The sequence below is a fragment of the Arthrobacter sp. 10L430 genome, assembly GCF_056395245.1.
In genome coordinates this window covers 100,851-115,674 of record NZ_JBFTJD010000007.1, presented here as the reverse complement: position 1 = coordinate 115,674, position 14,824 = coordinate 100,851, and the positions used below count along the sequence as shown (strand labels likewise).

At 61.5% G+C, this 14,824-nt stretch carries 11 protein-coding genes and 2 pseudogenes; 8 read left to right on the top strand and 5 right to left on the bottom strand.

The annotated features are described in order from the left end of the window. Positions 1 to 26 precede the first annotated feature (26 nt). Both AC1DDG_RS09825 and AC1DDG_RS09820 read right to left on the bottom strand, forming a co-directional pair. Positions 27 to 401 (bottom strand): annotated as a pseudogene (locus AC1DDG_RS09825) (site-specific integrase); the annotation flags it as partial. A gap of 264 nt (positions 402 to 665) precedes the next feature. Beyond that, positions 666 to 2,228 (bottom strand): amino acid permease, encoded by a 1,563-nt coding sequence (locus AC1DDG_RS09820; RefSeq protein WP_476875940.1) that lies wholly within the window; start codon positions 2,226 to 2,228, stop codon positions 666 to 668. 679 nt (positions 2,229 to 2,907) lie between these two features. On the opposite strand from AC1DDG_RS09820, the gene AC1DDG_RS09815 reads away from it, so the two are divergent. Both AC1DDG_RS09815 and AC1DDG_RS09810 read left to right on the top strand, forming a co-directional pair. Further along, positions 2,908 to 4,311, top strand: coding sequence for a DUF6421 family protein (locus AC1DDG_RS09815; protein WP_476875939.1), 1,404 nt, complete (start codon positions 2,908 to 2,910; stop codon positions 4,309 to 4,311). Then, on the top strand, positions 4,308 to 5,066 hold the full coding sequence (locus tag AC1DDG_RS09810; RefSeq protein WP_476875938.1) for an SDR family NAD(P)-dependent oxidoreductase: 759 nt from the start codon (positions 4,308 to 4,310) through the stop codon (positions 5,064 to 5,066). The genes AC1DDG_RS09815 and AC1DDG_RS09810 overlap by 4 nt, the downstream gene beginning before the upstream one ends. Positions 5,067 to 5,159: 93 nt before the next feature. Here the strand turns inward: AC1DDG_RS09810 and AC1DDG_RS09805 are convergent, their stop codons facing one another. Further along, entirely contained in the window at positions 5,160 to 6,170 is a 1,011-nt protein-coding gene (locus tag AC1DDG_RS09805; RefSeq protein ID WP_476875937.1) for a nucleoside hydrolase, read from the bottom strand. Between the two features lie 44 nt (positions 6,171 to 6,214). Then, positions 6,215 to 7,651 (bottom strand): MFS transporter, encoded by a 1,437-nt coding sequence (locus AC1DDG_RS09800; RefSeq protein ID WP_476875936.1) that lies wholly within the window; start codon positions 7,649 to 7,651, stop codon positions 6,215 to 6,217. Between the two features lie 140 nt (positions 7,652 to 7,791). On the opposite strand from AC1DDG_RS09800, the gene AC1DDG_RS09795 reads away from it, so the two are divergent. Together AC1DDG_RS09795 and AC1DDG_RS09790 are read left to right on the top strand one after the other, a co-directional pair. Continuing rightward, the gene (locus tag AC1DDG_RS09795) at positions 7,792 to 8,664 is read left to right on the top strand and encodes a ribokinase (protein WP_476875935.1); all 873 of its coding nucleotides are present in this window, start codon (positions 7,792 to 7,794) and stop codon (positions 8,662 to 8,664) included. Next, positions 8,661 to 9,155, top strand: coding sequence for a GNAT family N-acetyltransferase (locus tag AC1DDG_RS09790; RefSeq protein WP_476875934.1), 495 nt, complete (start codon positions 8,661 to 8,663; stop codon positions 9,153 to 9,155). The genes AC1DDG_RS09795 and AC1DDG_RS09790 overlap by 4 nt, the downstream gene beginning before the upstream one ends. A gap of 31 nt (positions 9,156 to 9,186) precedes the next feature. On the opposite strand, the gene AC1DDG_RS09785 is transcribed toward AC1DDG_RS09790, so the two are convergent. Then, positions 9,187 to 10,014: a hypothetical protein gene (locus AC1DDG_RS09785; protein ID WP_476875933.1), complete on the bottom strand. Its 828-nt coding sequence runs from the start codon at positions 10,012 to 10,014 to the stop codon at positions 9,187 to 9,189. 252 nt (positions 10,015 to 10,266) lie between these two features. Between AC1DDG_RS09785 and AC1DDG_RS09780 the strand changes: the two are divergent. The 4 genes and pseudogenes from AC1DDG_RS09780 to AC1DDG_RS09765 all read left to right on the top strand — a co-directional run. Further along, a pseudogene (locus AC1DDG_RS09780) lies at positions 10,267 to 10,353 on the top strand (DeoR/GlpR family DNA-binding transcription regulator); the annotation flags it as partial. A 217-nt stretch (positions 10,354 to 10,570) separates the two neighbouring features. After that, positions 10,571 to 11,299, top strand: coding sequence for an HNH endonuclease (locus AC1DDG_RS09775; RefSeq protein WP_476875932.1), 729 nt, complete (start codon positions 10,571 to 10,573; stop codon positions 11,297 to 11,299). A gap of 241 nt (positions 11,300 to 11,540) precedes the next feature. After that, the gene (locus tag AC1DDG_RS09770) at positions 11,541 to 13,310 is read left to right on the top strand and encodes an McrB family protein (protein WP_476875931.1); all 1,770 of its coding nucleotides are present in this window, start codon (positions 11,541 to 11,543) and stop codon (positions 13,308 to 13,310) included. Further along, positions 13,300 to 14,616 (top strand): 5-methylcytosine restriction system specificity protein McrC, encoded by a 1,317-nt coding sequence (locus AC1DDG_RS09765; protein ID WP_476875930.1) that lies wholly within the window; start codon positions 13,300 to 13,302, stop codon positions 14,614 to 14,616. Before AC1DDG_RS09770 ends, AC1DDG_RS09765 begins: the two co-directional genes overlap by 11 nt. Positions 14,617 to 14,824: the final 208 nt, after the last annotated feature.

Below are 14,824 nucleotides of genomic sequence, written 5' to 3'. Positions count from 1 at the left end.
CCCAGGTCAAGGCCATGGCGGGCGGCGTGTTGATAGAAGACCGATACGGTGGAAAGCTTGCGGTTCACCGTTGCCTCGCCGCAATGGTGCCCGATCGCCGGAAGCACCGAAAAGACATGGCCGCGCATGTCGGGCGGACGCCGCAGCCACCGGATGAACGATCCGACGTCTTCCAGCTTCACGGACTGCCAGTCACGTCCGTATTCGTCCAGGAAGACGAACCAGTCCTTCAAATCGTGGGCGTGGGCGTGGGCCTTGATCATGTTCGGTGACCGCTCGGTATCAGCCAGATACCGCGGATACCGCAGATACCGCTCCGCCGGCTCCACCACTCCGATCTGGCTTATCAGAGTGAAAGACACCGCATTGCTTGCCGGATCCAACACCTTCGATACCCGCATCGCCGCTCCCGTCAGCTGCCTCGTGGACGGACAAGACGCTAACCCATCCACAACGAAGCAACCAGAGCCCCAAACCCCCGTGAACTACATGACGGACAGCCCGCAGACGACTAGAGATATCGGGCGTTATTGACCTGGGGGAAGAGCGAAGCCGGGTGCAATTCTCACCCGGCTTCCCCCTTCTGGTCTAGATCCCCCGTTCTAGCCCTTCTGGCCTCGGCTACCGCGGGCCCCGCAATGCGTGGGGTAGCCCGCGCAGCATGGTTAGTGGGTGCCGCCCCTAGGTTCGTCCTCGAGGTCCTTAGGTGCCGTGAGATCCATCTCGAGCAGCGGCACCACTTTGGACTTGGTGATGAAGCGGTGAGCCAGCCATAGAACGATGAAGACTGGCAACCCGATGTAGGAGGAAAGCACCTCCATGGTCCGTCCGGCAAGCACAGCCTCGTAGTTCTGTCCCGCGATTACCAGTATCAGCAGGGCGAAGGCCAGCAGTGGGCCAATGGGGAACAGCGATGCTTTGTATGGCAGGTCGCTGACTTTGTTTCCCTGGGCCAGGAAGCCGCGCCTGAAACGATAGTGGGAGACCGCGGTTCCCGCCCAGACGATGAAGCCGCACAGGCCTGACATGTTCAGCAGCCAAGAGTAGGCCGCGCCCTGACCGACGATCGCGGAGAGGAACCCGAAGAGTCCCACGGCCGCGGTCGCCAGCAACGCCGGGATCGGCACACCACGCGCATTGGTCCGGCCGAAGATCTTCGGAGCCATGCCGTCATGGGCCATGGCGTAAAGCATCCGGGTGGAGGCATACAGTCCGGAGTTGCCCGCGGACAGGATTGCGGTCAGGATCACGGCGTTCATCAAGGCCGCTGCGAAGGCGATTCCGGCGCGCGAGAAGACCAGGGAAAACGGCGACGCTGCAATATCGGACTCGCCGGAGGCCAGCAGGCTCGGATCGGTGAACGGGATCAGGCAGCCGATGATAAAGATGGCACCAATGTAGAAAAGCATGATGCGCCAGAAGACAGTGCGGATAGCCTTCGGCACTTCGCGACGCGGGTTCTTGGCTTCGCCTGCAGCGACTCCCACGAGCTCGGTGCCCTGGAAGGAGAACCCGGCAACCATGAAGACCGAGATGATCGAGACCCAACCCCCGTGGAACACGTCATCGCGGTTTTCCCAGTTGCTCAGTCCCGGAGAGTTATCCCCGAGGATGCCGAAAATCATCAGCACGCCGGCGATCAGGAAGAGCACCACTGCGCTGACCTTGACCAGGGAGAGCCAGAACTCCGACTCACCAAAGGACTTCGCCGAGAGGGCATTGAGCCCGGTCAACACCAGCAGGAAGATCCCGGCCCACACCCATCCCGGGACCCCCGGGAACCAGAAGTCCATGATGATCCCGGCCGCGACCAGCTCGGCGGCCACCGTGATGGCCCAGTTGAACCAATAGTTCCAGCCGATCGCGAACCCAAAGGACGGGGAGACGAAACGGGCGGCAAAGGACTGGAAAGAACCGGCGACCGGAATTTTGGCCGCCATCTCGCCCAGTGACTGCATCAACAGGAATACCATCAGCCCGACCAGCGCATAGGCGACCAACGCACCGCCGGGACCCGCCTGGGCAATGGTACTGCCCGAGGCCACGAACAGCCCGGTACCGATCGCACCGCCGATAGCAATCATCTGCAGGTGGCGGTTGTTTAGCCCGCGCTTGAGTTCGTTGGTGGTTTCGCCGGAAGCGCGATCTGCCCCTATCGCAAGGGAGGGCCCCTGTTGTGCTGTTTCCTGGGGTTTGATGTCTACGGCAGTTCCGCTCGTTGGTGTCATGCAACACCGCCAAGGGGTATCAATGCGAGCCGGGTCGGGTTCCCGGTGCCACCAGCGGCTCGACCGGTGCAGGCTTCTGCGACTGCTGTGTCGAGCAGGTAGGCCATAGCGTTCCCGCGTGGTCCTGCCTGCGCGGTGGTGGACCCCGAGCTAAGAAACAGTCCTGAACCGGAGCAAAGAGCGGTTTCAGGGGTGCCGGGAGCAATAGCCCGATCAATTATTTGCGTGTGGGAGCCAAGTCCCATGGTGCCTCCGAAAAGGTAGCTGCGGTGGATTTAAGCCTTCCGGAGCCCCCGGGCCGGGAAGGATGGTGATCAAGCTAACACACGTGATGGAAGCGACCTTTGGCGTGGCGAATGTTGCACGTCCGACGGGTCAAGTCCTTACGCATAGGCATGGGTTACCCGATTTGAGCGTAAGAGTTCCTGATTTGATTTCGCTCGGTAAGTAAGCAGCTCTGACGATCTGCTATGGCCGGTGGCCGGCGTTAGGCGAATGATGCCAGGGGTAAAGATGCACAAGAAGTCCCAAAGACACCCGACCTTAAGGTCAAGCGCAGGCATAGCGGTGAGGAGCCGGCCCCGAGCAAAAGTATTTCTTATGCATGAGGAAAGGATCCTTCACGAATGCTTACGCACTGCTAGCTTCTTCAGGAATCCCCTCAACGGAAGGAACGAGCATGTCTGTAATCGCAAACCCGGAAGTGATAACCACCCGGGCAGAAGACCTCAAGGCGCTCCCGGCATGGCAGGCACTGAAGGCAGCCGTCATCGGACTGCAGCAGGTTCAAGTGCAGGACGGTTCCGTTCCGGAACCCGCTGACCACGACCAGGCCCGCCAGAATGTCGGCATCATTACTGACTCAATCAACGAGCTGCGCCCCCACCTCCCCCACGACTCGGACTACCTTGAACTGCTTGTGCAGGACTTCCAGCGGTGGGCGTCCGAGGGCTTCGTCGTACCGGATTTCCTCGACTCATTGGTAGCCTTCCACCCCGAGCAGTGGCGCATCGATGGGCTGCCGCACCTGGTTGTGTTCCCCATGTACACGCAGAACGGCAGCACCAACCGCTACTTCGAGGCCGTCCTCATCGAGGTCATTTGGCCTTCTTTCGTCGCTGAACTGGAGGCAGCAAACTACTCCAACAAGCTGTTCGTCCCCATCAGCTTCGTCGATTTCACGCCCGGTTATGACACGAACTCCGCAGTTCTCTTCCCCGAGAGCGTTGCGGTCCGGAGCACCCCCTCCTTCACTTGGGGAGGCATTTTCGCGGACCGCGAAGCTGCCCGGTTCCGTCGCGTCCTAAAAGCTGCTGCCGACATCACTTCCCTGGACCTGCCGGCTGACGCCGCGGAATTCATCGACGACCAGCACCTTACGGAGAAGACCTTCGTGATGTGGGATCTGATCCATGACCGGACCCACATGCGCGGTGACCTGCCCTTTGACCCGTTCATGATCAAGCAGCGGATGCCGTATTTCCTGTACTCCCTGGAGGAGCTCCGCTGTGACCTGACCGCCTTCCGCGAATCAGTCCTCATCGAGCGGGACGAAACGGCTTCCGAGGACGCCCGCAAGCACGCCAAGCTGGTCCAGTACGCCGTGATCTTCGACCGCATTTTCCGCTTCGCGATTACCGGGAACCGGGTCCGTAACTACGACGCCGTGGGCGGCCAATTGCTGTTCGCCTGGATGCACCAGCACCGGGTCCTGCACTGGACCGATGGAAAGCTGAGCATCGACTGGAAGGACGTCGCCGGCGTGGTCGTCGAGCTGGGTCTCCGCATCGAGGAACTCTACTGGCGTTCAATCGACCGGCCGAAGACCGCACACTGGCTGGCTGCCTACGAGCTCGTCTCGGAAACCCTCACCCCCCACCCGGCCTCCGCGTGGGCCAAGGGACCGGAGGCCCTTCCGCTCGAAGGCCCTCCCCGGGGTCTGACGGACCAGATCCTTGATGACGAATTCCCCCTGTCGATGTTCTACGAGGCACTGGAGAAGAAGATGTCCTCGGTCATTGAATCAACTGCCGGGATCACCGGTAAGAGCCCTGTGAAGACTGAGGGCGAGGCGGGCGCATGAGCCAGGACCTCTCGGGCCGTACGGTCGTCGTAGCCGGTTCGACAAGCGCTGCCGGCGTCGCGGTAGTCCGCACCCTCTCGCAAGCAGGGGCACGCGTGGCCGCCGTGGACATTCTTGAGGACCGAGTGCAGGAGCTCTCGGCAGCGTACTGCAACGTCACGGGCTATGTCTGCAACCTCGCGGACCTGCAAGCCGTTGAGGACTTGGCGACGTCTGTCCGGAACGATCTGGGTCCCGTGGACGGCCTTATCCATCTTGTAGGAGGGTGGCGAGGCGGTACCGGCATTAAAGGCCAGACGGATGAAGACTGGGACTTCCTGCACACCAGCGTCCTCACCACCCTGAGGAACACCAGTCGCGCGTTTTACCATGACTTGGCGACCTCCCCTGTGGGTCGCCTGGCCATCGTTTCCGCACAGTCCGCTTCCTCGCCGACAGCGGACGGCGCCGCCTATGCCGCCGTCAAGTCCGCCGCTGAGGCATGGACCCTGGCCGTGGCCGACGGATTCCGGCACCTGCAGGGAGGAAACGAAAGCCCCCACTCCGCCCAGCACTCAGCCGCCCTGGTCTTCGTCGTCAAGGCCCTGGTCGATGACCGGATGCGCGCAGCCCAGCCGGAACGGAAATTTCCGGGCTTCACCGATGTCAGTGTCCTTGCCGACGCTGTACAGCAGATCTTCGACCTGGAGGCGGAACAGATCAACGGGCAGCGCTTGCCCCTCACGGCCGGCCACCTAGTGGGAGCACAGGCATAAGCGTCAGCGTTGATACCAAAGCAGGCGCCCCGCACGTACTGGCGGGGCGCCTGCACGACCCGGCATACCGGGGCTTCGCCTCGGATAACATGCTCAGGCCGGTGACGTGACCGCGGAGGCGAGCGCCGCCGTCGTACTTTCAGAGAAGGAGAGCAGCGTCCCCACCAGGTGCGGCGCGAAGTCGCCGTCGAGCGCCAGCACCACCCGGCAGCGGGCGCCGGGCTGTTCCGGGTAGTCCAGGTAGAGTCCGCGGAGGTCGCAGACGGTCTGGCCGCGGCCGGGGCCGTCGGTGGTGTCGACGTCGACACGCACCAGCGGGGCGACGGCGGCCGTGACGCCGCCCACCGCGAGCGCCGCCGCGAGGGGGTCGTGCATGGCCGAGCAGGCCCGGCCGAAGATGCCCTCGTAGAACCGGAAGTAGTAGCCGAGCATCTCCCCCAGCGCCTGCGGAACCGGGTGGCCGGCGGCCAGCAGCTCCTGCCGGTGGCTTTCCTCCAGCACGTTGGACATGGTCACGTCCAGCGGCACCAGGGTGATGTTCCAGTCGGCGGCGAGGACATCCGCGGCGGCCTCGGGGTCGTTGGCGATGTTCGCCTCCGCCACCGCCGTGATGTTGCCGGGGGCCAGCGCAGCCCCGCCCATGATGGTGATCTCCTCCACCAGCCGGGGCAGCTCCGGTTCCAGCCGCAGGGCCTCGGCAATGTTGGTGAGCGGGCCGATGGCCAGGACCCGCAGCGTGCCGGGGTGTTCGTGGGCGAGCCGCACCAGCATTTCCGCCGCGGTTTCCGCTGCCAGCCCGGCAGCCGCCGTCGAAAGCGAGACCTCGCCGATGCCGTTGGCGCCGTGGACGTGCGGCGCCCCGCCGCGGAACGTGCCGGTCTGCGGGTTGTGGGCTCCGAGTGCGACGGGGATGTGCGCGTGGCCGGCGAGCTGGAGCAGGTCCAGGGTGTTCCGGGCGCCGACGGCGGCACTGACGTTGCCGCTGACGGTGCCGATCCCCCGCACGTCCGCCTGCGGGGAGGCGAGCAGGTAGGCCAGGGCGAGGGCGTCGTCGATGCCGGTGTCGCAGTCGAGGTAGAACGGGTGGCTGGTGGGTGTGGTCATTGCGGTGGTTCTCGTTTCGTTGGTGCTGGGTTTGGGATGGGACGTCAGAGGGATTCGCCCTTGGGGGCGGCGACGAAGAGGCTGACGATGAACGCTGCCGCCGTGATGGCCACCGAGATCCAGAGCGCCGTGGCGTAGCCGGCGGAGGTGGCCTGCGCGGCGAACGGTGCCACGAGCACGACGCCGAGGCTCGCCCCGATGCCGAAGGAGGCTCCGTTGATGCCGGGCAGGGCGGCCGGGGCTTCCTTGGGCGAGAGCAGGACGGAGAGTCCGTTGATGGCGGTCAGGAAGAAGCCGTTGTAGAAGATGCCGAGGGATGCGACGGCGATCATCACGGCTACCTGGTTGTCGGCGAACGTGGCGGTGGCGATGGCGCAGCCCAGGCTCAGCCCGGTTCCGGCGCGGAGGGTCTTGATCCAGCCGCGGCGGTCGGCGAGCCAGCCGGCGAGCGGAGCGGCGAAGACGCCGATGAGCGCGGCCGGCGTCAGGAACAGCAGGGCGGAGACGGATGCGCTGAACCCGAAGCCCTCGTGGATGTCCTGGCTGAGCAGGACCACGGTGAAGTTGATGACGGCGAAGATGCCGGCCAGGGTCAGTACGGTGGTCGCGATGACGGGCCAGACCTGGCGGGAGCGCAGGTGGTGGACGGCGATCAGGGGGTGGCTGCGCTTCTTCTCGATCGTCCAGAAGGCGGCGAAGGACGCGACGGTGCCGGCCAGCAGGCCCAGGGTGCTGGGGGCGGTCCAGCCGGCGGCCGATCCGCCGGAGACGAAGTAGGTGATGAAGACGAGGAACACCGAGAGCGAGCCCGCGCCCCACCAGTCCATAGCGCCGCGGACGCCCTGGGGCCGTCCCTTCGGGACGGTTTTGAGGATGCAGCCGGCGGCGACGGCGGTCAGCACCACAACGACGACGAAGATGGACCGGAAGCCGAGGGTCTCGGCCATGAGGCCGCCGACGTAGCCGTCCACGCCGCCCACTCCCCCGTTGATGGCGGCGATGACGCCGACGGAGGTGCCGAAGAGGCGGGCGTGCAGGTTCTCGCTAAGGACGATGTACGCGAGGGCGAAGACCGCGCTGGAGACTCCCTGGAGGAACCTCCCGGCGACGAGCACAGGCAGCGTCGGGGCCGCGATGCAGAGAAGGGTTCCGGCGCCCATGATGCCGAGGACCAGCAGCAGCGCGGCGCGGCGGCCGATGAAGTCGCTCCACCGTCCGATCACCGGGCCGGCGATGGCACCGGCGAGGAAGAACATGGACTGCACAGGGGCGGCGCTGTCGGCGTTTAGGCCGAAGCTGGCGGCGATCTGGGGCAGGGCCGGGGTGACCATGCTGGCGTTGAGCTGGAAGGACAGCACGCCGAGCAGCAGCGTGGAAATGAGGAGGGCCGCACGGCGGCCGGCGAACTGTGGCTGGTCCGCGCTTGTTTCGTTGCCGGCGACGGCTGGCGGCGAGGTGGTGACCGGGGCTGGGCTGTTCACATCAAACTCCTTTGTTCTGCAGGCGGGGTCCTGCCTTTGGGATGTGAGTTGTTATACAACCATGTATGACGAACAAGTACAACCATGGCGTACACTATCTTCTAATTCAGCCGCCCTGGCTTCACCCGATAGGACTTCCCATGAGCACTCGACTTCCTGCCGTCACCGTCGTCGGCAGCATCAACCTCGACATCATCGCCTCCGCGGACCGGCTCCCCACCGCCGGCGAGACCCTCGGCGGCGGTGTTCTCCAGCAGCAGCCGGGCGGCAAGGGGGCCAACCAGGCGGTGGCGGCCGCCCGCCTGGGCGCCAGCGCCCGGATGATCGGGGCGGTGGGCGATGACGCCTCCGGCCGCCTGATGCTGGAGTCACTTTCCGGAGCGGGAGTAAACACCACTGATGTGGCAGTGCTCGACGGCGGCGCGACGGGTACCGCGCTGATCGTGGTGGACGGCGACGGCGAAAACCAGATCGTGGTGTGTCCGGGGGCGAACGCTGCGTTTTCGTTGGAGGGCGTGGAGTTTACGCCGGACGAGACGGTGCTGTGCCAGCTCGAGGTCGGCCTGCCGGTGGTGCTGGAGGCCGCCCGGCGTTCCGCCGGATTCTTCGTGCTGAACGCGGCCCCGGCGATGGACCTGCCGGCGGAGCTGCTGGAGCGCTGCGATCTGGTGATCGTCAACGAGACCGAGTACGAGCTGATCCCGGCGCTGGCAGACGCGAAGCTGGTTGCCGTGACGTACGGGAAGGACGGGTCCGCGATGTTCGAGTACGGGCGGAGGGTGGCCGAGGCGCCGGTTGCTGCCGTGACGGTGGCGAACACCATCGGCGCGGGCGACGCGTTTTGCGCGGCCCTGGTCCTGGCGCTGCGGGCCGGGCTCGACCAATCCACGGCGCTGGCCTTGGCCAATGCGGTGGGTGCGGATGCTGTGGGCGATACGTCATCACAGCCGTCCCTGGCTCCGCTGGAGGAGTACGTTGCCCGAGTGGCTGGAGCCGAGGTTGCTGCGCCATGAACCTGGTTTTCAGGCCGGCAACGCCCGCCGAATATTCAGAGGTTCGGAGAATCACCCGGGAGGCGTATCTCCATGCCGGGCATTTCGACGCCGACCACCCGTACATGAGTGTGCTCGACGAGGTGGAGCATCGGGCCGAGAATGCCGAGGTGTGGGTGGCCGAAGCCGCCGGCGCGGTGGTCGCGGCGGTGACGGTTACCTTCGCGGGCCAGCCGTACAGCGAGATCGCGATGGAAAAAGAGCTCGAGTTCCGGATGCTCGCAGTTGATCCTGCTGTTCAAGGCGGCGGGATTGGGCGTGCCGTTGTCCGCCGGATCATCAAACACGCGCAGTCGTTGCCGGCGATCCGGGCCATCAGCATTACCAGTGCGACGTTTATGGAACGGGCCCACGGCCTTTACGAATCCTTGGGCTTCCGCAGGGTTCCGGACCGTGACTGGTACGTGCCCGGCGGGGATGTGCTGCTGTGGGTCTTCCGACTGGACTTGTAGGGCACGCCGGCGACACTCGCTATGGGTGCGCCTACTGGCCCTGAGGCACGTACGTATTCATGATGCTCGCCCCGCCAGGTGGCGACGAAACCGCAGGACCAGGACAAAACATTGTGGACGGGATATCTGAGAATCCCGAGACAGAAAATTCGGGGTTGCTGTACCAGGCCACTGTCGCGGACACTGTTTTGGATGTTACCTCCTTCGCGACGAAGGTGTAGGTGATACTTTGCCCAGGCGCAAGGGAAATTGTCGCATGCCTAGGCTGTCCGGGCGGCGGGGTGTAGTCAAAGTCGCCGGAGAAGGAATTCATGGTGAGTCGGCCGGTGGCGTCCAACCCTGGGATATATGGCAAATACAGAGGGATGTTCACCGGTGCCGTGGTGCCGTTACTGATGACACCATGACCAACGAGATCGAGAAGAGTACCCACCATCCACTCCCGCTCCCCTGTCACCGTCACGTAGCTCAGGCCCGAGATCACCGTTCCGGACGGGCACATCGGCTGCTGCGAGGTCTGGGCAGGACGGTGCTCTTGCTGCTGCGCGGGGACTGAAGCCTGCAGGGTCTGGCCTACATCGGGCACGGTGGCGACAACTTCTGCCGTCTCAATCCGTGCCGTAGGAGCAGGTGAGGCTGCTGCGTCGCTTCTGGTTGCTGTAGCCGTCGGTGGCTGGACAGGATAGGTGGTCAACAACGCGGGTTGCTTCGCTGGTGCTGTTGGCACCGCCCCAATCGGGGACTTCATACCCGCCTCAACCACGCCAGCAGCGATGGCTCCGGCCGCAACGGCAATTGCAATAAAGGATAGAACCACGATCAACCAGATCGGGGCCTTCCTGGTCCCCCGAGAAGTCATATCCGGAGTGTACGTTGGGCGCGCACTTCCGGACTACAAGTCTCAACTAAAGAAGCCACTGGCCCACCGCGTGATCTAAGTCCTGCATTGCTACATGGACTGGAACTACACTGCGCCGTCGTAGCGGCCTAAGTTGGGCGATCCCGGTGTCGGAGGGGCATGAGGAAAAGCGAGCCGCTGCCTCAGAATCCGCGCCCCCAGGGGACGGGCATCGGTGCCACGCAGGAAGTGGCCGAGACTGAGGGCACCGAGGAGGGATACCACGCCCAGACCCGCCTCAAGGAACTCATTGCCCGCTGCGGGAATGTTGTGTATGTGCTGGCTGACTCGTCCAAGCTGGACCAGGGCCGTGTGCAAGTCTCCGACGTGGACTGCAACTTATCTCTGGCGCGGAACGGCTTGATCGGCGTCCCAGGCGAGTTTAAGTAACAAGTTATAACTTCTCAGCCCTGCCAACAGGGTGCGCTGTGCAGCACGCGGCAGGGCGGCTGTTTGTACGTGCATAATAGACACGGTCGGAGCCAAAATCAGGGGCGCTCGAGAAGGGGCTATTCAGTTGACAAAAACGTGGCTTGAGGAGATAGTAAGCACCCTGCGGCACCTGGGCGGCACTGCCACATATGCAGAACTGTATAAAGAAATCGAAAACTCGCGGGAATCCGAACTGCCGCCAGCGTGGCAAGAAATTGTAAGACGAACCATTCAAAAAAGTTCATCAGACTCCCGCGCATTTTCCGCTAACAGCAGGGGTCTGGACTTATTCTTCGCTGTTGAAGGAATTGGAAAAGGTATCTGGGGGCTACGAGAATTAGCAGAGGTGACGACGCCGTCAAGTGAGATACCTCCGGATCTAGCAACTTTTGATCTCGTGGACTCCGGTGAGAGCGGGTCCGGGGTAACAGCAACAGGAAGCGCGTCTCCGGGCCGAGTGCGAACAGAAACTTATCGAATTCTGCGCGACACTAAGCTCGCGAGACAGATCAAACTACTTCACCGGAGCCGTTGCCAGGTGTGTGGTTACACGATCGAAATGAAAGACGGCAAAAGATACGCTGAAGCACACCACATAATACCCCTCGGTGGTGTACACAAAGGCCCGGATACGTTGTCGAACATCCTTATACTGTGCCCCAACCATCACGCAGAGATGGATATGGGCTTGATGAGACTTGTGCTGAAAAGTCTTCGCCAGATCGAAGGGCACAGTCTGTCGCAGACAAGTATTGATTACCATAACGAGAAGATATTTCGAGCGATCTCGATGCCCGCGGGCGACAACATGTAAGGTCAGTCGCGTTTCTTTGATGCAACTAGTAATGGGACGTTAATTTCGAAATTGACCGTTACCTCCCGACACATTTACGGATCGGCGTGAGTCCTAAGGGCACACATGTTCGATCAATTACGAATGTTGCCCAGGTGCGTTCGCAGAGCCGTCCCCTTGGCTCGAATACTTCCCTCTGCCTCTGTAGTATTAGGTTGAAGACGACCAAATTACTACGCATGCCGCCTACCTGGAGAGTCTAATGCCACCGATCGAATCTCCGGGCGTTGTCTCGTTGACGAAGTTTTTCAAAGTTGAAGAGTTTATCGAACTCCTGAAGGAACTTGTTCCGGGCGTCGACACGGCCAGGGGCGTTGAGGCAAAGCTCGAAGACGCTGGGGCGATCAAGGAGCTGTGGAATGATCTCTTCACATACGAGCCGAAACTTGAAAAGTCCGACAGGGCAGCTGGTCAGATTCTTTTGGACGATGAGCTGTTACGGGCTGCCCGGAATAACCGCCCCGATGCACATCTTCTCGTCTGGTGTGCGCACTTGCTGGCCGACTCCCGGTTTGAGATGGTGGTTCGGGAGCACCTAACCGATTCGGACGGCCGCATCATTCCGGCTATGGTGAACCGCAATGAACTCCAAACCCGCCTGGTTCAACTGAACATCACCCCGCCGGACAACCCCAAACCGACGACCAACATTCTTTCCTACCTGGAGACGTGCAAACTTCTGGTGCTTGCTAGGAATGGTGGCAGTGTTACCGGTGTAGAGTATTTCCGACCTACGGCATACGCCGTGCCGGGTCTACTGTCACTTATTCGTGAACGCGCCTGGGCATGGAAATCATGGTTCCGCCCCCAGGACGGCGGCGTTCTTGATTTCGCACTATCAGTTGGAGCCAATCATTGGCTTAGTCTCTCGCGCAATGAGTTCCGCAGCGCAGCGAATCCGCCACCAGCGACGCCGCCAGTCCCACGGGCCGATCTGCCCGTCGCTTTGTCAGAGCTGCGCTCTCAACTCAGCCGCAAGGGACAAGTGGTTCTCCAAGGGCCTCCTGGTACCGGCAAAACCTATCTGGCGAAGTCATATATCTCTTGGGCGACAGGCGACCGGAGAGACCAAGGGCACCTGCAGCGCATTCTCGATAGGGTTCCCCTGCATGAGAGAACCGTGGAGAAAGTGGCTGACGAAATCGTGCGACGCGGGCTTAGCGCGGTATGGGAGATCGTTCAGATACATCCCAGCTACGAATATACGGACTTCGTTCGTGCATTGGTAGCGGAACCGGTGGCGGGAGGCGTCACGTTCACTCCGAAGCATCGAATCTTGAGCTTCATGAGTGCTCTAGGCATCGAGCTTGAAAGACGGGGCGAGAGCACAGAATTGATCCTAGTCCTAGATGAACTGAACCGTGGAAACATCCCGGCGATCTTCGGTGAGCTCCTCTATGCACTCGAGTATCGGGACGAGCCAGTGGCTACGCCCTATTCCGTCGACGGAAGTACGTCCATCGCCGTACCCAAATCGTTGCAGATCATTGGAACAATGAACACAGCAGACCGATCCATCGCCGTTATCGACTACGCACTCCGTCGTCGGTTCGTCTTCCTTGATGTGCCAGCGTCAGATGCACCCATCAGGTCTAGCCTCAATTACAAGACAAGTCGGGCAAAGGGGATAGCAGTGCAACTTTTCTCCTTGGTGGAAGAGTTGGTCGCGGGGGCAACGATCGGCATCCAGGTTGGGCCGTCCTATTTTATGCCAGACAGCTCCGCAAAGAACGAGGCTGATGTCATAGCCGGCCTTGCTGACAGCTTGATTTACGAAGTCCTTCCTCTGCTCTCCGAATACACTCTAGAAGGAGAGGTGGAGCCCGCCGCCTTGGACAAGTTCAAGAGCATTCTGGGACTAGATGACGAGTCGTCTGGGCTGAAATGCACCGCAGTGATTGAGAAGCTCATCCTACTAGACGCTAATCCGCGCGAAACTCAAGCAGCCGAGCTGGAAGCCAATGCGAGTTGAAACCCTAAGGCTCCAGGAGTACGAAACGGCCATAGTTGATGATGAACTGATCCAGCTTGTTGACGAGTCATTCTGGAACGAGCTATCAATCACTGCCGTTCGCCATCCCAAGGATGCTGGCTGGCGCCTAAGGGCCGAGGCGCTGTCAGGAATAGCCCGGTATCGAAGCGCAGGACTCGACCTGACCGTAGTAATAGAACCGAAGCTGACTGGCGCCGACGTGCTGTTCTTAGCCGAACATGCATACGGACAGCGCGGCGCAGTTCTGCGGCAACTAAAAAGTGCAAAAGTGGGCATCGACAACGCCTACTCGGATCCCATTGCGGCTTTACTAATTTGGTACGTCGACACCCTTACAGAGTTCGCAACCCGGTGGCTGCGGCGGAGCTATCGGACAAAGGAAACCGTTCTTACTGGTCAGGTGCGAGGGCGTTTCCTAGTTCCGAGATATGTTACACAGAGCCTCCCAACAGCGCGCAATGCCGACATTCCATGCGTGGTTACGGAACGAACTATTGACACAGCGAACAACCGACTTTTGAAAGCCGGACTCAGAGAAGTCGCCAAACTCTCATCGGTGCTGCCTGTCCCGGCTGCAGGAAAAGCCGTCAAGAGGGCAGTGAATGCTGCCTTACCGATGTTCGCAGGGGTTACCGATACGCTCATTGGCCCTAGGGAACTTCGAGCCACATCAATTCGTGGGCCCGAACGACACTACGCCTCCTTACTGCAAACCACCGCCGATCTGCTTGGCGGCCGGCAGCTCGGAGCTCAGGCGGGTACAAATCAAGTCAGTTCATTCTTGTGGTCTATGCCTGCGCTGTTTCAGGAAGCCTTGCGTGGCATTCTTGAAGCTTCAGAAGATTACACCGTCGACAAGTCGGTACGCCCAAGCGCATCGATTTACAACGGCTCTGCGAGAAGGCTTACTTCTTCAAAGATCGATCCTGATTACGTGCTGCGGGGAGCGGGCGGTGTGATGTTGTTCGACGCGAAGTATAAGGAGTCTTTGAAAATCGTCAGCAGCGAAGATGACACCCTAACAGTTGGCGACAGCGGCCCGAAAATCCGAGTTTCCCGATCGGACGTCTATCAGATGGCCGCCTACCGACAGCAACCGTTGTGGCATGGCGCGGGTACGGCTCTGGTCTACCCTATCGTGCTGCCCAACGGCCAAGCGCTCCCGGAGCCATACGAAGTGCGCGGGATCGGGGCCGCGATACGCCTACAATTCCTCGACGTTGGCCCGAATGCACGGAACAACTTGGCAAGTTTTCACCAACGCATCACGCCTGGAGGAACGTAAGCCGGAAGGATACGGGGACCCCAAGGGTTTGTCTTCGCTTGTCAGAGAACCTCCACTAGAAAAGACGGCTGTGGGTCAGAAACAGCCGAAACCAACCCTGGCAATACGTCTGCCAGGGCGACTAGAGAAGTAGTCGTGTCCGTAACTGCAACGCCTTCAGCTAGGGACACGGCGACCATCCTGTGACTGAGTAGGAGGTGAATTGAGC